This window comes from Pseudomonas sp. YH-1 (genome assembly GCF_051990045.1).
Classification (GTDB): Bacteria; Pseudomonadota; Gammaproteobacteria; order Pseudomonadales; family Pseudomonadaceae; genus Pseudomonas; species Pseudomonas nicosulfuronedens.
Window position 1 is genome coordinate 6407883 of the sequence record NZ_CP178184.1, and the last position, 23044, is coordinate 6430926.

Annotated in this window: 19 protein-coding genes; 13 read left to right on the plus strand and 6 right to left on the minus strand. The window is 64.4% G+C overall.

Going from position 1 to position 23044, the window contains the following annotated elements; all coding sequences use genetic code 11:
* Positions 1-44 precede the first annotated feature (44 nt).
* The 6 genes from ACKI1H_RS29700 to ACKI1H_RS29725 all read right to left on the minus strand — a co-directional run bounded on the left by ACKI1H_RS29700 (position 45) and on the right by ACKI1H_RS29725 (position 5043).
* On the minus strand, positions 45-1280 hold the full coding sequence (locus ACKI1H_RS29700; protein WP_440467190.1) for a molybdopterin molybdotransferase MoeA: 1236 nt from the start codon (positions 1278-1280) through the stop codon (positions 45-47).
* Positions 1277-1831, minus strand: a complete 555-nt coding sequence (gene moaB, locus ACKI1H_RS29705) for a molybdenum cofactor biosynthesis protein B (protein ID WP_440467191.1) — start codon at positions 1829-1831, stop codon at positions 1277-1279. Before moaB ends, ACKI1H_RS29700 begins: the two co-directional genes overlap by 4 nt.
* A 310-nt stretch (positions 1832-2141) precedes the next feature.
* On the minus strand, positions 2142-2594 hold the full coding sequence (moaE, locus tag ACKI1H_RS29710) for a molybdopterin synthase catalytic subunit MoaE (protein WP_138526680.1): 453 nt from the start codon (positions 2592-2594) through the stop codon (positions 2142-2144).
* Positions 2595-2598: 4 nt separating this feature from the next.
* Positions 2599-2847, minus strand: coding sequence for a MoaD/ThiS family protein (locus tag ACKI1H_RS29715; RefSeq protein WP_138526679.1), 249 nt, complete (start codon positions 2845-2847; stop codon positions 2599-2601).
* Positions 2844-3335 carry a cyclic pyranopterin monophosphate synthase MoaC gene (gene moaC, locus ACKI1H_RS29720; protein ID WP_138526678.1) on the minus strand — a complete coding sequence of 164 codons (492 nt, stop codon included), beginning with the start codon at positions 3333-3335 and terminating at the stop codon, positions 2844-2846. The genes ACKI1H_RS29715 and moaC overlap by 4 nt, the downstream gene beginning before the upstream one ends.
* 316 nt (positions 3336-3651) lie before the next feature.
* Positions 3652-5043: a PhoH family protein gene (locus ACKI1H_RS29725; protein ID WP_138526677.1), complete on the minus strand. Its 1392-nt coding sequence runs from the start codon at positions 5041-5043 to the stop codon at positions 3652-3654.
* Positions 5044-5544: 501 nt separating this feature from the next.
* Here ACKI1H_RS29725 and yaaA point away from each other — a divergent pair.
* The 13 genes from yaaA to algF all read left to right on the plus strand — a co-directional run bounded on the left by yaaA (position 5545) and on the right by algF (position 22735).
* Positions 5545-6324: a peroxide stress protein YaaA gene (gene yaaA, locus ACKI1H_RS29730; protein WP_138526676.1), complete on the plus strand. Its 780-nt coding sequence runs from the start codon at positions 5545-5547 to the stop codon at positions 6322-6324.
* Between the two features lie 551 nt (positions 6325-6875).
* Positions 6876-7142 (plus strand): hypothetical protein, encoded by a 267-nt coding sequence (locus tag ACKI1H_RS29735; RefSeq protein WP_280055642.1) that lies wholly within the window; start codon positions 6876-6878, stop codon positions 7140-7142.
* A 279-nt stretch (positions 7143-7421) separates the two neighbouring features.
* Entirely contained in the window at positions 7422-8732 is a 1311-nt protein-coding gene (gene algD / locus ACKI1H_RS29740) for a GDP-mannose 6-dehydrogenase (RefSeq protein ID WP_138521976.1), read from the plus strand.
* Positions 8733-8879: 147 nt separating this feature from the next.
* Positions 8880-10364 (plus strand): mannuronan synthase, encoded by a 1485-nt coding sequence (gene alg8, locus ACKI1H_RS29745; RefSeq protein WP_138521978.1) that lies wholly within the window; start codon positions 8880-8882, stop codon positions 10362-10364.
* A gap of 49 nt (positions 10365-10413) precedes the next feature.
* Complete coding sequence (locus ACKI1H_RS29750) at positions 10414-11583, plus strand: alginate biosynthesis protein Alg44 (RefSeq protein WP_138521980.1); 1170 nt, start codon at positions 10414-10416, stop codon at positions 11581-11583.
* A 13-nt stretch (positions 11584-11596) separates the two neighbouring features.
* The gene (gene algK / locus ACKI1H_RS29755; RefSeq protein WP_440467192.1) at positions 11597-12994 is read left to right on the plus strand and encodes an alginate biosynthesis TPR repeat lipoprotein AlgK; all 1398 of its coding nucleotides are present in this window, start codon (positions 11597-11599) and stop codon (positions 12992-12994) included.
* A 101-nt stretch (positions 12995-13095) separates the two neighbouring features.
* A complete protein-coding gene (locus ACKI1H_RS29760) occupies positions 13096-14529 on the plus strand; it encodes an alginate export family protein (RefSeq protein ID WP_440468927.1) in 1434 nt (477 codons plus the stop codon).
* Positions 14530-14633: 104 nt separating this feature from the next.
* Complete coding sequence (gene algG / locus ACKI1H_RS29765) at positions 14634-16274, plus strand: mannuronan 5-epimerase AlgG (RefSeq protein ID WP_440467193.1); 1641 nt, start codon at positions 14634-14636, stop codon at positions 16272-16274.
* Positions 16275-16287: 13 nt separating this feature from the next.
* Positions 16288-17700, plus strand: a complete 1413-nt coding sequence (locus ACKI1H_RS29770; protein WP_440467194.1) for an alginate O-acetyltransferase — start codon at positions 16288-16290, stop codon at positions 17698-17700.
* Between the two features lie 35 nt (positions 17701-17735).
* Positions 17736-18848: a mannuronate-specific alginate lyase gene (locus ACKI1H_RS29775; RefSeq protein ID WP_138522378.1), complete on the plus strand. Its 1113-nt coding sequence runs from the start codon at positions 17736-17738 to the stop codon at positions 18846-18848.
* 379 nt (positions 18849-19227) lie between these two features.
* The gene (locus tag ACKI1H_RS29780) at positions 19228-20790 is read left to right on the plus strand and encodes an MBOAT family O-acyltransferase (RefSeq protein ID WP_440467195.1); all 1563 of its coding nucleotides are present in this window, start codon (positions 19228-19230) and stop codon (positions 20788-20790) included.
* Between the two features lie 11 nt (positions 20791-20801).
* The gene (locus ACKI1H_RS29785; RefSeq protein ID WP_138521990.1) at positions 20802-21992 is read left to right on the plus strand and encodes an alginate O-acetyltransferase; all 1191 of its coding nucleotides are present in this window, start codon (positions 20802-20804) and stop codon (positions 21990-21992) included.
* Between the two features lie 80 nt (positions 21993-22072).
* On the plus strand, positions 22073-22735 hold the full coding sequence (gene algF / locus ACKI1H_RS29790; protein ID WP_440467196.1) for an alginate O-acetyltransferase AlgF: 663 nt from the start codon (positions 22073-22075) through the stop codon (positions 22733-22735).
* Positions 22736-23044 lie beyond the last annotated feature (309 nt).

A 23044-nucleotide genomic window follows, 5' to 3' on the forward strand; every position in this document is an offset into this window, starting at 1 on the left:
GCAGTACGGAGGCCGCCGGCCCCCGCCGGCAGCCGGGAACGGCGTCAGGCGCCGAGTTCGCTGAAAGACAGGAAAGGCAGCGGCTCGCCGGCGTGCAGGGTGCGCCCGGCCTCCACCACCGCCAGGCCATCGGCCCAGCTCGCCGCACGCAGCATGGCCGAGCCCTGCTGCGGGTGCAGGCAGATGCCTGCCACGCCGTCGCCGCCGAGTTCCAGGCGCGCGCGCAGGTACTGGCGCCGCGAGTTGGCCGTGGGCCAGTCGAAGCCCGCCGGCAACGTGACCGGCAGCGTATCGACCACGCTACGCCCCTGGGCACGCCAGAGGAACGGTCGCGCCACCACCAGTGCCGTGACCAGCGCGGCAGCCGGATTCCCCGGCAGGCCGATCCACGGTTTGCCGGCGATGCTGCCGAATGCCAGCGGTTTGCCCGGCTGCATCTTCAGCTTCCACAGGTGCAGTTCGCCCAGCTCGCGGATCGCCTGCTTGAGGTAGTCGCGGTCGCCCACCGATACCCCGCCGCTGGTGATCAGCACATCCCATTCGGACGCGGCGAGGCTCAGCGCATCGCGGCTGGCTGCCAGGGTGTCGGCGAGCACACCGTAGTCATGTACCTCGACGCCCCAGCCGCGCAGCAACGCACCGACGCTGAAGCGGTTGGCGTTGTAGATCTGCCCTGGGGCAAGCGACTCACCAGGCTCGCGCAGCTCGTCGCCGCTGCTCAGCAGGCAGACGCGCAGCGGGCGATAAACGCTGACGCGGTCCAGGCCGACGCTGGCCATCAGGCCGAGGTCCTGGGCGCGCAGTTTCTTCCCGGCACTCAGCAAGGCATCGCCTACACACAGCTCTTCGCCGCGACAGCGAACATGGCTGCCGTGCTCGACCACGGGCACCTGCAGCCAGTCGCCGTCGACCTCGCAGTCTTCCTGGGCGATCACGCTGTCCGCCCCCGGCGGCAACGGCGCGCCGGTGAAGATGCGCATGGCCTGGCCGGGTTGCAGTTCGACCTGGGCAGCATCGCCGGCAGCAATACAGCCGGCGATCTTCAGTCTCGCACCCGTCGACCCCATGTCGGCGCTGCGCAGGGCGTAGCCGTCCATCGCGCTGTTGTCCCAAAGCGGCAGGTCGATAGGTGAGTGAATGTCCTCGGCCAGGATGCGGCCCAGAGCCTCCTCCAGGTCGACACACACAGTCGGCGGCGCCGGGGGAACGAAATCCATCAGCGCGGCGATGGCCTCGTCCACCGGGCGCAGGCCGGAACCGGAACAGCCGCAGGCGCTCATGAGCGTGTACCGCAGGCCAGCACCGGGCGCTCGGGCAGGCGCTTGAGATGGGGGACGAAATTGCAGGGTTTGGTGCGGCTGTCCAACTGCTGCACCAGGATCTTTTCCCAGGCGGTCAGGCAGGCGCCGGTGGAGCCGGGCAGGCAGCAGATCAGGGTGCCGTTGGTGATGCCGGCGATAGCGCGGGACTGGATCGTGGAAGTGCCGATTTCCTCGCGGGAAATCTGCCGGAACAGCTCGCCGAAGCCGTCCACGGTGCGCTCGAGCAAAGGCGCGACGGCTTGAGGGGTGTTGTCGCGGGCGGTGAAGCCGGTACCGCCGGTGATCAGGCCGACCTGGACCTTGGGATCGGCAAGCCAGGCCGAGACCACGGCGCGGATCTGGTAGATGTCGTCGATGACCAGCCGGCGCTCGGCGAGGGCGTGTCCGGCCCGTTGCAACGAGGTCACCAGGGCCTGGCCGGAGGTGTCGTTGTGCAGGCTGCGGGTGTCGCTGACGGTGAGGACAGCGATCTCCAGCGGCTGGAAGTCCGGGGTGCTGAGATGGCTCATGAGGGGCTCTCCGATTCGGAGCAAAAAGGGCTGGCGCCAGCCTGCGCCCCTTCCTCCTTACCGCCCATTCCTCCTAGGAGGTACTGCCCCGGCGCGTGCGGGGCATCGCCACCGGTCGGCGCGCAGACGCTCCCTCTCTTTCATCCGAATGTGGATGCGCAGTCGCGGATAAAGCGTGCCGCTTCAAGCGCCCTACGCCTGGCTCCGGAGCAGGCCTGGCCTCAACACCAGGAATCGCCTATCCACAGGGCGGATAACGGCTCAGGCGTTATCCGCCGCCCATGGGTTCACAGATGCACAGGCGACGGACTCAGCTCTTCCAGCGGTCGGCGGCAGCCTGGTCGCTGCAACGGCCCTCGACCCAGCGCGGGCCGTCGGTGGTGTCTTCCTTCTTCCAGAATGGCGCGCGGGTCTTCAGGTAGTCCATGACGAAGTTGCAGGCATCGAACGCCGCCTGTCGGTGGGCGCTGGCCGCACCGACGAAAACGATGGGCTCGCCCGGCTCCAGGCGACCGATGCGGTGGAGGATTTCCAGGCGCAGAAGCGGCCAGCGCTCGTTGGCCTCGACCTCGATCTTCGCCAGCGCCTTCTCGGTCATGCCGGCGTAGTGTTCGAGGAACATGCCACCCACTTCGCGGCCATCGTTGAAATCACGCACGTAGCCGACGAAGCCGACCACCGCACCGACGCCGACGTTGGCGGCGTGCATCGCGTTGAGTTCGGCGCCCGGATCGAACGCCGCCGGCTGGACGCGGATCGCCATGGGCTCAGCCTCCGGTCACGGTGGGGAAGAACGCCACTTCGTCGCCGTCGACGAGAGGCTCGTCCAAGGAACACAGTTCCTGGTTACGCGCGCACATCAGGTTCTGCTCGCCGAGCACGTCCCAGGCACCACCGCGCTCCAGCAGCAGGCGCCGCAGGTCATCGAGGCTGGCCAGGGATTGGCTCCAGTTCAGCTGCTCGCCCTCCAGGCCGAGGGCTTCACGGTAGCGGGCGAAGTACTGCACGCGGATCATGGGGTGTCTCCTGCTACGCCATCGTTGACCAGGTAGTGCCCGCTCTTGCCGCCGAGCTTCTCCAGCAGGCGTACGCTTTCGATGGTCATGCCGCGGTCCACGGCCTTGCACATGTCGTAGATGGTCAGCGCGGCGACGCTGGCGGCGGTCAGCGCCTCCATCTCCACACCGGTCTGTCCGGCCAGCTTGCAGCGGGCGACGATGTGCACGGTGTCTTCCCCCTCGGCGACCAGTTCGACCTTCACGCTGGTGAGCAGCAACGGATGGCACAGCGGGATCAGTTCATGGGTCCTCTTCGCCGCCTGGATGCCGGCGATGCGCGCCACGGCGAATACGTCGCCCTTGGGGTGGCCGCCGTCCTGGATCAGCTGCAGGGTCGCCGGGAGCATGCGCACCCGGGCTTCGGCCACGGCCTCACGGGACGTCACGGCTTTTTCGGTGACATCGACCATGTTGGCGCGGCCCTGGGAATCGAGATGGGTCAGCACGGGTGGGCACTCTCCGGAGAATCAGGGGAACAGTTTAACCCCGACGCGCGGGGCTGGCAGACCGGCGAGCGGCGCGTTGGGGGGAGGATTGTATACAAGAAGAGGTATATGTGCGGTGAGAGTTCAAGTCTCTCCGTCCGCACCCTGTTCGACGGTGTATCCGACTGGCTGCCAGCTTGCGCCCTCTGCCCAACGGTTCCCTCTCCCTGAAGGGAGAGGGAGCAAACCGTGCAGGCTTCAGCCTTCGTTTACACCGGACGTATCCGGGAAATAGAAGGCCCGCCAGATGGCGGGCCCTGCTGAGTAAGCGGAAGGCTTACATGTGCGCTTCGGCGAATTCCGCCAGTACGGAGCGCGGCACCCCTTGCAGGGTCACGTGCACGCCGTGGGGGAAGTCCTTGAAGCGTTCGGTCAGGTAGGTCAGGCCGGAGCTGGTGGCCGACAGGTAGGGGGTATCGATCTGCGCCAGGTTGCCCAGGCAGATAACCTTCGAACCGTTGCCCGCGCGGGTGATGATGGTCTTCATCTGGTGCGGGGTGAGGTTCTGGCACTCGTCGATCAGGATCAGGCTCTGCTGGAAGCTGCGGCCGCGGATGTAGTTCAGCGATTTGAACTGCAGCGGCACCTTGCTGAGGATGTAGTCGACGCTGCCATGGGTGCACTCATCATCCGAATGCAGCGCTTCGAGGTTGTCGGTGATCGCGCCGAGCCAGGGCTCCATCTTCTCCGCCTCGGTACCGGGCAGGAAGCCAATGTCCTCGTCCAGGCCCTGCACGCTGCGGGTCGCGATGATGCGCTTGTAGCGTTTGGTGACCATGGTCTGCTCGATGGCGGCAGCCAGGGCAAGGATGGTCTTGCCCGAGCCGGCGGCGCCGGACAGGTTGACCAGGTGGATGTCCGGGTCCAGCAACGCGTACAGCGCCAGCGACTGGTACACATCGCGCGGACGCAGGCCCCATGCCTCCTGGTGCAGCAGCGGTTCCTGGTGCAGGTCGAGGATGGTCAGTTCGTCCTGGTCGATACCCTTGATCCAGCCGACGAAACCCTGCTCATCGACGATGAACTCGTTGATGTGCACCGCCGGCAGGTTGTCGGTGAGTTGCACGCGATGCCAGGTGCGACCTCGATCCTGGCGGGTCTCCACCTTGCTGACACGGTCCCAGAACGACCCATTCAGCGAGTGGTAGCCACGCGACAGCAGGTTGATGTCATCGACCAGTTGGTCGGTGTGGTAGTCCTCGGCAAATACCCCGCAGGCACGCGCCTTCAGGCGCATGTTGATGTCCTTGGTGACCAGCACCACACGCTTGCTGCTGTGGCGACTCTTCAGCTCCACCAGCTGATTGATGATCTTGTTGTCGTTGAGGTGCTCGGGCAGCCAGGTGATCGGCTCGGCGCGCTTGCTCATGAGGATCGACAGGCTGCCGCACGGCCCGCTCTTGCCGCGCTGGATGGGCACGCCATCCTCTACCTGATCGGGCGAGGCCTCGCCCAGTACCGAGTCGATGAGACGGATTGCCTGGCGGCATTCCGCGGCCACGGTGTGTTTGCCGGTCTTGAGCTTGTCCAGTTCCTCCAGCACCGTCATCGGGATCGCGACGTGGTGCTCCTGGAAGTTCAGCAAGGCGTTGGGATCGTGGATCAGGACGTTGGTATCAAGGACGTACAGGGTGGGCTGGGTGGGGCGGGAGCGTCCGTGGTCATCCATACGCAGGTCACCTCTTGTAGGAGCGTTACGACGGAATGCCTTTACAGCGCTCCGCCGTGCGGTGAGCCACCGGCTCTCGGGCTCCTGGGATCGGCAGGATTCGAGAGCACTGCATACAAGGGACTGGCCGGGCCGGGGCCGCCACCTGTCTGCAGGGTTCGGCGGTCTACGACTCCAGAAATACAGGAAAAAACATGACGATAAAAAGTCTTTTTCCTTCCTAGGAAGGTTTTTTTCGTCGTACGACGAAATACCTTGGCGACGGCCTCGGACAGCGCTAGTTTTAGGAGTCTTACCCCTCGTAACGCCCTCCTCTTTTTTCGCCAGATCAGTCTCTTAGCCCCATACGCAGCGCCTACTCCGGCACTCGTCCCCCAAGCTCCACCCTGCCCGTCTCTATAGATGTCGATCCCACGATTCGCCCGACGCTAATCGTCCCCATAGGTGGAGCCAACGCCCGCGACTCCTTACAATCGCCGCTCGCTTGTAGGAGACCGCACGATGCTGATGGTGATTTCCCCCGCCAAGACCCTGGACTACGACACCGCGCCGGTGACGCAGCGCTTTACCCTGCCCGAACACCTGGACGACGCCCAGGAGCTGATCGGTATCCTGCGGGAACTGGCCCCGGCGCAGATCGCCGAGCTGATGCACCTGTCGGACAAGCTCGCCGGCCTGAATGCTGCGCGCTTCGGCAGCTGGCACCCGGACTTCACCCCCGCCAACGCCAAGCAGGCACTGCTGGCCTTCAAGGGTGATGTCTATACCGGCATGCAGGCCGAGGACTTCAGCGAGGACGACTTCGACTTCGCCCAGCGCCACCTGCGGATGCTCTCCGGCCTCTATGGCGTGCTTCGCCCGCTGGACCTGATGCAGCCGTATCGCCTGGAAATGGGCACCAAGCTGGCCAACGGCCGGGGCAAGGACCTCTACGCCTTCTGGGGCGAGCGCATCAGCGGTTGGCTGAACGAGTCCCTGGCCGAACAGGGCGACGACGTATTGCTGAACCTGGCTTCCAACGAGTATTTCGGTGCGGTGAAGCGCAAGGCCCTCAACGCACGGGTGATCGACACTGAGTTCAAGGACCTGAAGAACGGCCAGTACAAGATCATCAGCTTCTACGCCAAGAAGGCCCGCGGAATGATGGCGCGCTACGTGATCAAGGAACGCCTGACCAACCCCGAAGGCCTGAAGGACTTCAACTACGCGGGCTACGCCTACAGCGCCGAGCACTCCAAGGCCGACCAGCTGGTGTTCCTGCGCGATCACGCCGAAGACTGATCCAGCATTTGCGCTGCACCAAACGGGAGCCCTGGGGCTCCCGTTTTCGTTTCGACCTCGTTTACCGGGTAGGCGCGCGAGCTTCGGTAGGACGCACAACCTGGAACAGGTTATTCGCCGGCTCATCCGTGGCGGATAACGCTGGCGCGTTATGCGCCCTACAAGGTCGCTACCCCGCCCGCCGCTCGCTCCTCAGAAAAGCCCCTGATACCAAGTGGCCTGTAAGCCATTGACCATGGAACCACCCGGTCACCAGGGCTCCGACTGTACGTTTCCTGCTCAAAACACCCCCTGAAGTCCACACGACAAAAAGGGACAAAATGACCGTTCGTCTGCTTCAGGATTAATCGTGAGAAATTTTTTCGGACCCCCGAACCCGTCGGAAGGATGGAAATCGTCCTGATTCGCTCCCTGCCTTGTAATCCATTGGCCATTAACAGCCCTTGGCCATGACATGCATTTCACGATTGCACTTTGCAAGAGAGAAAGCTGAACGACAGCTGAACGAATGTCTTACCGACGATACACGGTCGTTTTTAACGAAAAATTCAATGGAACTTTCCCCAACCATGCAGTTTGCACTGGAAAGACCAAGTCGCGAATGGCCATTAATCCAGCATCAAGTGATATCAATTAGATATTTCAATTCTTTTCAGCGGAAAAATCGGCGCAAGGAACTAACCGCATTTGAGATAAATCCTATTTGCGCAACGACCATCGATGGCTACGCAAAAGTGACTCGATGGAAATTTGGATTTTGGTTACAAGGTTATTTCGATCAGATCTTTTCGATTCAGCCAACAACCATAACCCAATGAAACAAATGAACTTTTCAGATGACGAGGCAATCATCTAACCAAACTGGAGCACGCCAGGCAGACACCGCACCAACATTGCCATCTGCCTGAAACATAACAGGGCAAACATTCAAAGTTTGCGCCAAGACTGTGCTCGAAAGTTTAGCATTCGATTCCCATGCCTGCCTGAAAGGAAGTACGGAAGAACTCGAAAGAGCATCTTCCGCGGGTTCTTGCAGCCTTTAAAAATCGCCCTACCGGGCAACTTTAAACAGTTCGACCATTGAAGAGGTGAATGCGATGCGTATCAGCATCTTTGGTCTTGGGTATGTTGGCGCAGTATGTGCCGGCTGCCTGTCCGCACGAGGCCATGAAGTCGTTGGGGTGGATGTGTCCACCACCAAGATCGATCTGATCAACAATGGGAAGTCGCCCATCGTCGAACCGGGCCTGGAGCCGCTGCTGCAGCAGGGCATCCGTACCGGCCGCCTGTCCGGCACCACCGACTTCAAGAAGGCCGTACTGGACACCGACGTGTCGTTCATCTGCGTCGGTACCCCGAGCAAGAAGAACGGCGACCTGGACCTGGGCTACATCGAGTCCGTCTGCCGCGAGATCGGCTACGCCATCCGCGAGAAGAAAGAGCGTCACACCGTGGTCGTGCGCAGCACCGTGCTGCCGGGCACCGTCAACAACGTGGTGATCCCGATCATCGAGGACTGCTCGGGCAAGAAGGCCGGCGCCGACTTCGGCGTGGGCACCAACCCGGAATTCCTGCGCGAATCCACCGCGATCAAGGACTACGACTTCCCGCCGATGACCGTCATCGGTGAGCTGGACGCCCAGACCGGCGACCTGCTGGAAGAAATCTACCGCGAGCTGGACGCGCCGATCATCCGCAAGACCATCGAGGTCGCGGAGATGATCAAGTACACCTGCAACGTCTGGCATGCCGCCAAGGTCACCTTCGCCAACGAGATCGGCAACATCGCCAAGGCCGTCGGCGTCGATGGCCGCGAAGTGATGGACGTGATCTGCCAGGACCGCAAGCTGAACCTCTCGCGCTACTACATGAAGCCCGGCTTCGCCTTCGGTGGCTCCTGCCTGCCCAAGGACGTACGCGCCCTGACCTACCGCGCCAGCCAGCTGGACATCGAACACCCGATGCTCGGCTCGATCATGCGCAGCAACCAGCACCAGGTACAGAAGGCCTTCGACATCATCGCCGCCCACGGCAGCCGCAAGGTCGGCCTGCTCGGCCTGTCGTTCAAGTCCGGTACCGACGACCTGCGCGAAAGCCCACTGGTGGAACTGGCCGAGATGCTCATCGGCAAGGGCTACGAGTTGCAGATCTTCGACCGCAACGTCGAGTACGCCCGCGTCCATGGCGCGAACAAGGAGTACATCGAATCGAAGATCCCGCACGTCTCCTCGCTGCTGGTCTCGGACCTGGACGCGGTCGTGAAGTCCTCCGACGTCCTGGTGCTGGGCAACGGTGACGAGCTGTTCGTCGACGTGGTGAACAAGGCGCCTGAAGGCAAGAAGGTCGTCGACCTGATCGGCTTCATGCCGAGCGTCAGCGACGAGCGTGCCGAAGGCATCTGCTGGTAAGCGCCACCAGCTCTTCGTAGGAGCGAGGGGGACGCCTAGTCCTTGCTCGCGAATGAACTATCCGACGGCACCAGTGTGCCAGGCGGGTTCGCGAGCAAGCTCGCTCCTACAAGAGCCACCCGCCCACCAAGCGACAGACGGATTTCGATGATGGAAACCTACAAACGCGTGATCGGTGAAGCCACCGGCTGGCTGGTCTTCCTCGGCCTGCTGATGCTGCTGGCACTGCTCGTGCCGCCCACCGTATTCGACGCCGAATCCAAGGACTTCCTGCTGCTGATCGGCGCAGTCGGTATCTGGCGCTATTCCATGGGCGGCCTGCACTTCCTGCGCGGCATGCTGTTCCTCTATGGGGTCTACCCGCACTACCGCCGCAAGGTACGCAAGCTCGGCGATGCGGCCGACCCGTCCCACGTGTACCTGATGGTCACCAGTTTCCGTATCGACGCGCTGACCACCTCCATGGTCTATCGCTCGGTCATCGAAGAAGCCATTGCCTGCGGCTACCCCACTACCGTGGTGTGCTCAATCGTCGAGATGTCCGACGAGGTGCTGATCAAGCAGCAGTGGCAGAAGCTCAACCCACCGGACCACGTCGAACTCGACTTCGTGCGCATCCCCGGCACCGGCAAGCGTGACGGCCTGGCCCACGGCTTCCGCGCCATCTCCCGCCACCTGCCGGACGAGCACGCGGTAGTCGCGGTGATCGATGGCGACACCGTGCTGGAACCTGGCGTGGTCAAGAAGACCGTGCCCTGGTTCAAGCTCTTCCCCAACGTCGGCGGTCTGACCACCAACGAATTCTGCGAAGTGCGCGGCAGCTACATCATGAGCGAGTGGCACAAGCTGCGTTTCGCCCAGCGCCACATCAACATGTGCTCGATGGCCCTGTCCAAGCGCGTACTGACCATGACCGGTCGCATGTCGGTGTTCCGCGCCGCGGTGGTCACCGATCCGGACTTCATCACCGACGTGGAAAGCGATCACCTGGACCACTGGCGCCTGGGCCGCTTCCAGTTCCTTACCGGTGACGACAAGTCCAGCTGGTACAGCCTGATGCGCCTGGGCTACGACACCTTCTACGTGCCGGACGCGGCGATCAACACGGTCGAGCACCCGCCGGAGAAGAGCTTCATCAAGGCCAGCCGCAAGCTGATGTTCCGCTGGTACGGCAACAACCTGCGGCAGAACTCCCGCGCCCTGGCCCTGGGCCCGCAACGCCTGGGCTGGTTCACCAGCGTGGTGCTGTTCGACCAGCGCCTGTCGATGTGGACCTGCCTGCTGGGCCTGGTCGCCGCGATCATCGCCAGCATCAAGTACAGCATCGCCTACCTGCTCATCTACCTGCTGTGGATCGGCATCACCCGCTTCGTGCTGACCCTGCTGCTGTCGCTGTCGGGCCATCACATCGGGCCGGCCTATCCCGCAATTCTTTATTACAACCAGATCGTCGGCGCCCTGGTGAAGATCTACGTGTTCTTCCGCCTCGACCAGCAGTCCTGGACCCGCCAGAACACCAAGCTCGATCGCGGCCTGGCCAGCTTCCAGCGCTGGTTCAACACCTGGTCCTCGCGCGCCATGACCTTTTCCGCGGCCAGCGTTTTCGTCGCCGTACTGCTGACCATCGTCTGAAGGCTCCCTTTAGCCACGCCCCTTTTAGCTACGAACAGGACTCGACCCCATGAATACCGCCGTCAACGTCAATGTCGTGCATGAATCCGAAGCCCAGCGCCAGCACGCACGGGTCAAGCTGCCCGCGCGCATCCGCTACATCGGTGGCAACCGCGAAGGCGTCGATGCGCGCCTGCTGGACCTGTCCGCCGGTGGCTTCGCCTTCAGCACCAGCGGCACGCCGGTGCAGGTCGGCGACCTGCACAAAGGCAAGCTGCTGTTCCAGATCGACAGCATCAGCTTCTCCCTGGAAGTGGAATTCCAGGTGCGCTCCTTCGACCGCGACAGCGGCCGCGTCGGCTGCGAATTCCAGCACCTGAAGCCGCGCGAGATCGCCGCCCTGCGCTACCTGATCACCTCCTACCTGGCCGGTGAAGTGGTCAGCGTGGGCGACATGCTCAACACCCTGCAGCGCGAGAACTTCACCAAGGCCCGAAAGCACGGTGCCGGCTCCGGTGGCATGGGCTTCTTCGGGCGCTTCCGCGCGGTCACCGTGAGCACGGCGATCTTCGTAGTCGGTGTCGGCGCCTTCGCGGTGATCCTCAACCAGATCTACAACCTGTACTTCGTCACCCACGCCGACTCGGGCGTGGTCAGCGTGGCCAACCAGCAGATCACCATGCCCCGCGAAGGCACCGTGGAAAGCCTGGTGGAGCCGGGCGCGGAAGTCGCCAAGGGCGCGCCGATCGCTTCCTTCTCCGCCAACCTGCTGGACCTGCTCAAGGGCAACCTGACCGAAGAACAGCTCAACCCGAGCAACATCGAGAAGCTCTTCGGCCACCAGATGAAGGGCACCCTGACCAGCCCGTGCGACTGCCGCGTGGTCGAGCAGCGCGTCGCCAACGGCCAGTTCGCCAACAAGGGCGACGTGATCTTCACCCTGACCCCGCGCGACAGCACCGCCACCGTCGAGGCGCGCTTCCCCTACCGCAACGCCGCCGAGCTTTCGCCGGGCACCCACGTGAACTTCCAGGTCGCCGGCGACAGCGAAGTGCGCGGCGGCCGCATCCTGCGCACCGCGCCGGTGGACGGTGACCTGTCCTCGGAAATCCGCGTGCAGATCACCCCCGACCAGCCGCTCGACAGCCAGATGGCTGGCCGACCGACTGAAGTCAGCATCGGCGGCCTGCCAGGCCGCACCCTGCTGAACAAGGCGATGGCCCTGGCCACCGCCCGCTAAGAGGACCGCCCGCATGAATCGACCTGTCTTCCGACACGCCCCGCATCTGGCTCTGGCACTGGCCATCGCCGCAGCCGCCGGTTGCGCCGGCCTGCCCGACCAGCGACTGGCCCAGGAAGCCCTGGAGCGCGGCGACATCGCCACCGCCCAGGCCAACTTCCAGGCCCTGGCGACCCTGGGTTACGCCGACGCACAGGTCGGACTGGCCGACATGCAGGCCGCCACTGGCGACCCTGACGAACAGGCGCGCGCCGAGAAGCTCTACCGCGAAGCCGCCGAAAGCTCCCCACGCGCCCGCGCCCGCCTGGGCAAATGGCTGGCGGCCAAGCCCGGCGGCACTGACGCCGAGCACCGCGAAGCCGAGCAACTGCTGAGCCGAGCCTTCAACGAAGGCGAGGACAGCGCGCTGGTGCCTTTGATCGTCCTCTACCTGCAGTACCCACAGGCCTGGCCGAACGTGAACCCGCAACAGCGTATCGACCAGTGGCGCGCCCAGGGCCTGCCACAGGCGGACCTGGCGCAGATCATCCTGTACCGCACCCAGGGCACCTACGACCAGCACCTGACCGAAGTCGAGCAGGTCTGCCAGCGCTGGCTGAACCGCATGGACGTGTGCTGGATGGAGCTGGCCACCGTGTACCAGAAGCAGGGCAATGCGGATAAGCAGAAAGCCCATATCGAAGCGCTGAAGGCAGGCTGGAAGGCCGGCCGCGTACCCTCCGAGCGCGTCGAATCGGTGGCCGGCGTGCTGGCCGATCCGAACATCGGCACCGCCGACCCGCAAGCCGCGCAGGCACTGCTCACCGAAATCGCGCCGACCTATCCGGCCGCCTGGGTCAGCCTGGCCAAGCTGCAATACGACAACCCCGACCTGGGCGACCTCGACCAGATGCTCGACTACCTGAAGAAGGCCCAGGACGCCGCCCAGCCCCGCGCCGAGCTGCTGCTCGGACGACTCTACTATGACGGCAAGTGGGCCCCGCAGGAGCCGCAGAAGGCCGAGCAGCACCTGCTCAAGGCCGCCGCCAGCGAGCCCCAGGCGCACTACTACCTGGGCCAGATCTACCGCCGTGGTTTCCTCGGCCAGGTCTACCCGCAGAAAGCCGTGGACCACCTGCTGATTGCCGCCCGTGCCGGCCAGGCCAGCGCCGACATGGCCCTCGCCCAACTCTATTCGCAGGGCCGCGGTGTGCGCCCGAACCTGGTCAATGCCTACGTCTTCGGCGAACTCGCCCAGCGCCAGCAGGTGCCCACCGCCAGCGACCTGATGGCGCAGATCGAACCGCAGATCCAGCCAGCCGACCGCAGCGCCGCGCAACAACTGCTCAAGCGTGAAGAACAGGCTCGCGGCGCCAACTGGCAAGCCACCGTCAGCCTTCTGCAGAACAACCAGGAACAAGAAAATCTATGAAGCGCACCGACCCGATGACCACTCCGCTGTTTGCTCTCGTCGATGGCGTTCAACCGCGTGCTCTGGCTTCTGCTGTTCGCCGCGCCCGCCTGTTCCCCGCCATGCTCGGCGTTGGCCTGAGCCTCGCCGGCACCCTGTTCGGCAGCCTCGCCCACGCGGCGGAAGAGCCACCCAAGAACTTCGGCATCGACATCAAGGTGACCGCCGAATCCGAGGATGACCGAGACCTGGGCACCGCCCACGGCGGCGATCTCAACGGCCTCGGCCTGGACGTGCGCCCCTGGGCCTTCGGCCAATGGGGCGACTGGAGCGCCTACACCATGGGCCAGGCGGTGACCGCCACCGACACCATCCAGACCGACACCCTGCAGGAAGACAACGCCAGCGCCGACGGTGACGACAACAGCGACGACGGCCGCGAGCGCGACGACAGCTACCTGGCCCTGCGCGAATTCTGGGTCGACTATGCCGGCCTCACCCAGTATCCGGGCGAGCACCTGCGCTTCGGTCGCCAGCGTCTGCGCGATGACAGCGGCCAATGGCAGGACACCAACATCGAAGCGCTGAACTGGACCTTCGACACCACCCTGCTGCGCGCCCACGCCGGCGTCGCCCAGCGCTTCTCCGAATACCGTACCGACCTCACCGAGCTGGCCCCGGAAGACAAGGACCGTACCCACTTCTTCGGCGACATCTCCACGCAATGGGCACCCAACCACTGGGTCGGTCTGCGCCTGCACCACGCCGACGACAGTGGCCACCTGAAGGATGCGGGCGAAGAGATCGACTCGCTCGACAAGACCTACACCGGTGACCTCACCTGGGTGGGCATCGAAGCCACCGGCGACGCCTACAACTACCGCTCGCAGATGCCGCTCAACTACTGGGCCAGCGCGACCTGGCTGACCGGCAACCGCGACCGCCTGACCAGCACCACCGTCGGCGACGACCGCATCGCCACCGGCAAGCAGAGCGGCGACGTCAACGCCTACGGCGTCGACCTGGGCCTGCGCTGGAACATCGACGAACAGTGGAAGACCGGTATCGGCTACGCCCGTGGCAGTGGCGGCGGCAAGGACGGCGAGGACCAGTTCCAGCAGACCGGCCTGGAAAGCAACCGCTCCAACTTCACCGGCACCCGCTCGCGCGTGCACCGCTTCGGCGAGGCCTTCCGCGGCGAACTCTCGAACCTCCAGGACGCCACCTTGTTCGGCTCCTGGCAGCTGCGCGAGGACTACGACGCGAGCCTGGTGTACCACAAGTTCTGGCGCGTGGACGGCGACTCCGACATCGGCAACAGCGGCATCACCGCGCCGATGGTCAACGACTCGAAAGACGTCGGCCAGGAAGTCGACCTGGTCGTCACCAAGTACTTCAAGCAGGGCCTGCTGCCGGCCTCGATGAGCCAGGCGATCGACGAGCCGTCGGCACTGATCCGCTTCCGCGGCGGCGTGTTCAAGCCCGGCGACGCCTACGGTAGCCACGTCGACTCGACCATGCACCACGCCTTCGTCGATGTGATCTGGCGCTTCTGAGGACTGTAGCGATGACCCTCCACCACTTACCCACGCTCGCTTTCCGCCGTACCCGGCGCGTTGTCGCGTGCCCGGTGGAGGCCCGCGCGCAAGGAGAAACGGCCATGAACCGCCACCCGTTACACGCCCTGCCGCTGACCGCGCTGCTGCTCGGCGGCCTGCTCAGCGCCGGCGCGCCGGCCTGGGCGGCGCAGCCCGCGGCCAAGGCCGCGACCAGCACCGCCAAGGATGCTCAAGGCAACTCCGCCGAACAGCACCCGGCCACCGAACCCGGCCACACCCAGACGCTGAAGGAGTCCGGCAACTACACCGTCACCGCCGCCCCCAGCGAACCGCTGCACCTGGAGCCGCCCAAGCTGCCCGACCTCTCCGGCTACACCGCCGAGGCGGTAGAGAAGAAGATCGAGCGCAACAAGCGCGGCCAAGCCCGCGTTGAACGCATGGTCCAGCAGCAGCCTCTGAAAGAATTCACCGGCGGCAAGAACCGCCTCGCCGAGTGGGTGAAACGCCAGCGCCAGATGCCCCAGGCAATCTTCATCGACGGCGGCTACGTGAACCTCGCGGAACTGGCCGGCAAGTTGCCCAAGACGGCCCTGGAACAGACCGAGCCGGGCGTGTTCATCGCCCGCCTGCCCATCGTCGTCAGCCAGGGCGCAACCCTGGAGATCGACGGCAAGGTCAAGGAACTGCGCCTGTCCCAGGATCGCGGCGCGTTCCTGGTCAACGACGGCAAGCTGTTCGTGCGCGACACCAAGGTCACCGCCTGGAACGAGGCGAAGCAGGAACCGGCCTGGTACAAGACGCCCAACGAGTTCCGCCCCTTCCTGATCTCCTGGGGTGGCGCCGAGGCCTACCTGGTGAACAGCCATTTCACCAGTTTCGGTTACAACGCTTCCAAGGCCTACGGCATCTCCATCTCGCAGTACAGCCCGGGCATGGACAAGACCATGAAGCGCCCGCGCCCCAAAGGCTGGGTGATCGGCTCGACCTTCGAGGACGCCTGGTACGGCTTCTATTGCTATGAGGCCGACGACCTGGTGGTGCGCGGCAACACCTACAAGAACAACATCGTCTACGGCATCGACCCGCATGACCGCTCGCACCGTCTGGTCATCGCCGAGAATACCGTCTACGGGACGAAGAAGAAGCACGGCATCATCGTTTCCCGTGAGGTCAACGACAGCTGGATCATCCACAACAAGACCTACGACAACCACCTTTCCGGGATCGTCCTGGACCGTAATTCCGAGCGCAACCTGGTGGCCTACAACGAGGTGTACCGCAACCACTCCGACGGCATCACGCTCTACGAGTCCGGCGACAACCTCATCTACGGCAACCAGGTGCTGGCCAACCTGCGCCACGGCATCCGCATCCGTAACAGCGTGAACATCCGCCTGTACGAGAACCTCGCAGCGGGCAACAAGCTGATCGGCGTCTACGGCCACATCAAGGACCTCACCGACACCGACCGCAACATCGACCTCGACCCCTTCGACACCAAGGTCTCGCTGATCGTGGTCGGCGGCAAGCTGGCCGGCAATGGCTCGGGCCCGCTGTCGGTGGACTCGCCGCTGTCGCTGGAGCTCTACAAGGTGGCCATGCTCGGCCCGACCAAATCTTCCGGCATCAGCTTCAACGGCGTGCTTGGCGAGAAGCAGGACCAGATCCTGGACCTGCTGGTGCGCCAGCAACGCGCGGTGCTGATCGACCCCGTCGAAAGCCAGGCCGAACTGCAGAACTGAGGACCGACCGACCATGAAACGTATGACCGTCAATTTCCTGCGCCTGTCGGGCCTCTCCGCCGCCCTGCTCATCGCGCAGCAGGCCGGCGCCGCCGACGCGCCCAGCTACACCGCGCAACCGGCCGCCGGCCTGTGCCCCGCCGCCTCCAACGACGCGGCCTACAACACCAAGTACCTGGGCTTCTTCACCCACCTGGTGCCCGCCCAGGAAGATTGGCTGTTCCGCACCACCTACGACCTGCGCACCGACTTCGGCACCAGCGCCGAAGGCTGGCGCGAGCTCAAGCAACTGCGCGACGAACTCAAGCGCAAGGGCATCGACCTCGTCGTGGTCTACCAGCCCACGCGTGGCCTGGTGAACCGCGAGAAGCTCAACCCGCAGGAGAAAGCCAGCTTCAACTACGACCTGGCGAAAAAGAACTACCAGGCGACCATCGCCCAGTTCCGCAAGGCCGGCATCTACACCCCCGACTTCTCCCCGCTGTTCGACGAGAAGCAGGAGCACCCGTACTACTTCAAGGGCGACCACCACTGGACCCCGTACGGCGCCATGCGCAGCGCGAAGATCGTGGCCCAGACCCTGAAGGAAATCCCCACCTACAACGACATTCCGAAGAAGGAATTCGAGAGCAAGCGCGTGGGCCTGCTGTCCAAGCTGGGCACCTTCCACAAGGCCGCCGCGCAACTGTGCGGCAGCAGCTACGCACCGCAGTACGTCGACCGCTTCGAGACCGAGCCGGTGGGCGATTCGGGCGGCGGCGACCTGTTCGGTGAAGGCGGCGATGCCCAGGTTGCGCTGGTGGGTACGTCCAACAGCGGCCCGGCGTACAACTTCGCCGGCTTCCTGGAGCAGTACGGCAAGGTCGACATCCTCAACAACGCCGTGTCCGGCGGCGGCTTCGACAGCTCCCTGCTGGCCTACATGACCAGCAAGGAATTCCACGACAAGCCGCCGAAGATCCTCATCTGGGAATTCGCCACCCACTACGACATGGCGCAGAAGAGTTTCTACCGCCAGGCCATGCCGCTGGTGGACAACGGCTGTGCCGACGGCAAGCCGGCCATCAGCCGCAAGATCAAGCTGCACGCGGGCAGCAACGAGGTGCTGCTCAACAGCGGCGCCCTGCCGATCCGTTCGGGCAGCTACACCGCCGACGTCACCTACTCCGACCCCGGCGTGCACGAGCTCAAGAACACCATCTGGTACATGAACGGTCGTCGCGAGCAGCTGAAGATCGAGCAGTCCAAGGCCGTGGATACCGGCGGACGCTACGTCTTCGAGCTGCGCAACGACGAAGACTGGTCGAACCAGCAGTTCCTCTCCCTGGAGATCGAGGCGCCGGACGACATGCCGGCGGGCCTGGAAGTCGAGGCCAAGCTCTGTCAGACGCCCAAAGCCAAGTCGGCCGACGTGGCCGCCAACTGAAGCGAGGGACGAATACCATGCCCAGCCTCCACAAGATCAAGACGCCCGTCGTCGCCCGCATCGGCCTGACCATCGCGGTGCTCGGCGCACTGTTCGGCGAAAGCACCACCTACGCCGCCGACCTGATGCCGCCGCCGGGCTACTTCTCCGCCGTCGGTGAGAAAGGCAGCAAGAAGGATGCGGACAGCTGCCCCACCGCGCCCACGCCGTACACCGGCAGCCTGCAATTCACCAGCAAGTACAAGGGTTCGGACTCGGCACGCGCCACCTTCAATGCGGAGGCGGACAAGGAGTTCCGCACCCAGATCAAGGACATCACCGACATGGAGCGCGGCGCCACCAAGCTCATCACCCAGTACATGCGCAGCGGCAACAAGGGCGACCTTGATTGCGCGATGAGCTGGCTGGATTCGTGGGCAAAAGCCGGCGCGCTGGAGAGCACTGACTTCAACCACACCGGCAAGTCCATGCGCAAATGGGCGCTGGGCAGCCTGTCGTCCTCCTACATGCGCCTGAAGTTCTCCAGCAGCCGGCCGCTGGCCGCCTATGGCGAGCAGTCGAAGGAGATCGAGAACTGGTTCAGCACCCTGGGCAGCCAGGTGGTGCGCGACTGGAGCGACCTGCCGCTGAAGAAGATCAACAACCACTCTTACTGGGCCGCGTGGTCGGTGATGTCCACTGCCGTGGTGACCAACCGCCGCGACCTGTTCGACTGGTCGGTACAGGAGTTCAAGGTCGCCGCCAACCAGGTGGACAACGACGGCTACCTGCCCAACGAACTCAAGCGCCGCCAGCGCGCCCTCTCCTACCACAACTACTCGCTGCCGCCGCTGACCATGATCGCCGCCTTCGCCCAGGTGAACGGCGTCGACCTGCGCCAGGAAAACAACGGTGCCCTGCAGCGCCTGGCCAACCGTGTGATGCAAGGCGTGGACGACCAGGACGCGTTCGACCAGAAGACCGGTAACGACCAGGACATGGCCGACCTGAAGGAGAACAGCAAGTTCGCCTGGCTGGAACCCTACTGCGCGCTCTACAGCTGCGCGCCCAAGACCCAGGACTGGAAGAAGAAGATGGAACCGTTCAACAGCTTCCGCCTGGGGGGTGAAGTGACCAAGGTTTTCAACCGTCAGGGGGCGGGGAGCTGAAGACGCACCAGTCCCCGTAGGGCGCATGACCGCTTGCGGTTATCCGCCGGAGAGCCTGGCACGAACCACGGCGGATAACGCTTCGCGTCATTCGGCCGGCGACCTGTAGGAGCGAGCTTGCTCGCGAACAGTGTCTCCGAGAGCTCCAGCGCCGAGCGGTTCGCGAGCAAGCTCGCTCCTACAAAGAGCTACCCATCCCGCACACGCGGGGCACGGCACCACCACCCGACCCACGCAAAAAAGACGCGGGCGGGCGCAACAGATTAAGCACCACCAGGGGAGGAATTGGCGGGTTGCCCCGGCCTTTCCTCAGGGCGTCGAGAAGACGCCGGAAGGTCCGGAGCCACTCAAGGTTTGAAGCTCCAGAGAGAGACGCGGAATGGTCTTTTCTTCCAACGTGTTCCTGTTCCTGTTCCTGCCGGTCTTCCTCGGCCTGTACTACCTGAGCGGGAACCGCTACCGGAACCTTCTGTTGCTGGTCGCCAGCTACATTTTCTACGCCTGGTGGCGGGTGGACTTCCTCCTGCTGTTCGCCGGCGTCACCGTGTTCAACTACTGGATCGGCCTGCGCATCGGCGCCGCCGGCGTACGCACCAAGGCCGCCCAGCGCTGGCTGCTGCTGGGCGTGGTGGTCGACCTGTGCGTCCTGGGCTACTTCAAGTACGCCAACTTCGGCGTCGACAGCCTCAACGAGATCATCATCTCGTTCGGCATGCAGCCCTTCGTGCTGACCCACATCCTGCTGCCCATCGGCATCAGTTTCTACACCTTCGAATCGATCAGCTACATCATCGACGTGTACCGCGGCGACACCCCGGCCACGCACAACCTGATCGACTTCGCGGCCTTCGTGGCGATCTTCCCGCACCTAATCGCCGGCCCCGTGCTGCGCTTCAAGGACCTGGTGGACCAGTTCAACCACCGCACCCACACCGTCGACAAGTTCGCCGAAGGCTGCACCCGCTTCATGCAGGGCTTCGTCAAGAAGGTGTTCATCGCCGACACCCTGGCCGCGGTGGCCGACCACTGCTTCGCCTTGCAGGACCCCACCACCGGTGACGCCTGGCTCGGCGCGCTGGCCTATACCGCGCAGCTGTACTTCGACTTCTCCGGCTACAGCGACATGGCCATCGGCCTGGGCCTGATGATGGGCTTCCGCTTCATGGAGAACTTCAACCAGCCCTACATCAGCCAGTCCATCACCGAGTTCTGGCGGCGCTGGCACATCAGCCTCTCCACCTGGCTGCGCGACTACCTGTACATCAGCCTGGGCGGCAACCGCGGCACCACCTTCCAGACCTACCGCAACCTGTTCCTCACCATGCTGCTGGGCGGCCTGTGGCACGGCGCCAACGTCACCTACATCATCTGGGGCGCCTGGCACGGCGTGTGGCTGGCCATCGAGCGTGCACTGGGCGTGAATGCCGCGCCGCGCGTGCTCAATCCGCTGAAGTGGGTATTCACCTTCCTGCTGGTGATCGTCGGCTGGGTGATCTTCCGCGCCGAGAACCTGCACGTGGCCTGGCGCATGTACGCCGCCATGTTCAGTTTCGGCGACTGGCAGCTCTCCGAGCTCAACCGCGCCAGCCTCACCGGCCTGCAGGTCGGCACCCTGGTGATCGCCTACCTCGTGCTCGCCTTCTTCGGCCTGCGCCAGTTCTATAACCAGCCGATGCAGAGCAAGGCGCCCAAGGCCGCCGCGAAGACCGAACAGATCGATGCCGACGGCCCGGCGAGCGCCCAGCCGCGCACCCCGGCCATGGCCCAGCAGGACCCGGCGGCCATTGCCTATTCGCCCAGCGGCGCCGCCGTCTACCAGCCGCACTGGATGACCCAGCTGCCGCTGCTGGCCACCCGCGTCGCCCTGCTCCTGCTCTTCGCCGCCTCGGTGCTCAAGCTCTCGGCGCAGAGCTACTCGCCGTTCCTCTACTTCCAGTTCTGAGCGAGGCAACCATGTCAGTAGAAACCAAGAGAATCGCCAGGCCCCTTCAGTACGCCTACATCGCCGCCTTCGGCGGGATGCTGCTGGGCCTTGCCGGCTGGTCGCTGAAGGCCTTCCCCAGCTTCTCCGCCGCCGAGGGCACCACGGTGCTCAACGGCAAGCTGGCGCACGCCTTTGAAGGCCATTACGACGACGAATTCCCCATCAAGCGCCTGGGCACCAATCTCTGGGCCGCGCTGGACTACACCGTTTTCGACGAAGGCCGACCCGGCGTGGTGATCGGCAAGGACGGCTGGCTGTTCACCGATGAAGAGTTCAAGCCGGCCCCCACCCAGCAGCAGCTCGACGACAACTGGGCACTGGTGCGTGGCGTGCAGCAGGAATTGGAACGCCGCGGCGTAAAGCTGGTGCTGGCCATTATTCCGGCCAAGACACGCCTGTATCCCGAGTACGTCGGCAAGGAGCAGCCGGCAGCCCTGCACGCCTCGCTCTACACCGACTTCCTGCAGCGCGCTCGCCAGGCCGGCATGGCCGCGCCCGAGCTGCTGGAAACGATGGAAAAGGCCAAGGACAACGGCCAGGTCTTCCTGCGCACCGACACCCACTGGACCCCGCTGGGCGCCGAAGCCGTGGCCCAGCGCCTGGGCGAAAGCATCCGTGCAGGCCAGGGCGCCAACCTGCCGACCCAGAGTTTCGTCACCGAGGCCGGCAAGAGCGGCGCACACAAGGGCGATCTGCTGACCTTCCTGCCCCTGGACCCGCTGTTCACCAACCTGCTGCCCGAAGAAGACCAGCTGCAGCAGCGCCAGACCCACCCGGCCGAGGAAGCCGCCGCCAGCGACGACAGCGCCGGCGGTGGCGACCTGTTCGGCGACAGCGCCCAGCCGCAGGTTGCTCTGGTCGGCACCAGCTACAGCGCCAACCCGCGCTGGAACTTCGCCGGCGCGCTGAAACAGGCGCTCTCGGCGGACGTCATCAACTACGCCAAGGAGGGCAAGGGCCCTCTGGAACCGATGCTCGAACTCCTGCAGGACGAAGGTTTCAAGAAGGCGCCGGCCAAGCTGCTGGTGTGGGAATTCCCCGAACGCTACCTGCCGATGCACAGCGACCTGAGCCAGTTCAACCAGGACTGGGTGGCGCAACTGCGTGCGGACGGTAACCGCGACGAACGCCTGGCTTCCAACCAGGCAGCCGCTCAGTGATCCCAAGAACCCACGGCGCAATGAGCGCTGAACAGGGCACCTCCCGTGCCCACACGAGAGAGAAGACGGAGGTACACCCCATGAACCGACTCAACTTTAACCGAGTGAGCATTCGCACCCTGAAGTCGTCCGCCCTGGCCATCGCCCTGGGCGCCGCCTCCTTCGGCGCCTTCGCCGGTGGTGAAGGCGCGCTGTACGGCCCGCAGGCACCCAAGGGCTCTTCCTTCGTGCGGGCCTACAACGCCGGCAGCGGCGAGCTGTCCGTCAGCGTCGGCAATGCCACACTCAACGACATTACCCCGCAGGGCTCCAGTGACTTCAAGTTCCTCCCGCCGGGCAACTACACCGCCAAGGTCGGCTCCCAGAGCCTGCCGGTGAAACTCGATCCGGACGCCTACTACACCCTCGTCAGCCAACCCGGCGGCGAGCCGCGCCTGGTGCCCGAGCCGCCGTTCAAGAACAAGCAGAAGGCCCTGGTCCGCGTACAGAACCTCAGCGGCAAGGCCCTCACCCTGAAGACCGCCGATGGCAAGACCGAAGTGGTCAGCAACGTCGCCCCGCAGAGCCACGGCGACCGCGAGATCAACCCGGTGAAAGTGAACCTGGCGCTGTTCGATGGCGCGAAGAAGGTCAGCGACCTCAAGCCGGTCACCCTCGAGCGCGGCGAAGTGGTCTGCCTCTACGTCACCGGCGACAGCAAGCTGAACCCGGTGTGGGTCAAGCGTCCGGTGAAGGCGGACTGAGCAAGTCGGCGATGACGTGTCAGCGCGTACCGCCCGCCCTCTCCCTAACCCTGGCTGCGCGCCCCGCTCCGAAGGGAGAGGGAACTGGATTGGCGCAGGTGAAAACCATGGCATCAGCCGGCACGAACAACTCCCTCTCCCTTCAGGGAGAGGGCTGGGGAGAGGGTGCTCTGCCCCGTTCCCGACCCGATATGCAAAACAACAAGACCGGCCCCACACCGGCAGCAGGAACCGTGCGCCGCTACGGCGGCAAGCACAGGAGAGGTCACCCAAACCGCACGCCGGCCCGCATGACGTGGCCCGGCCGAC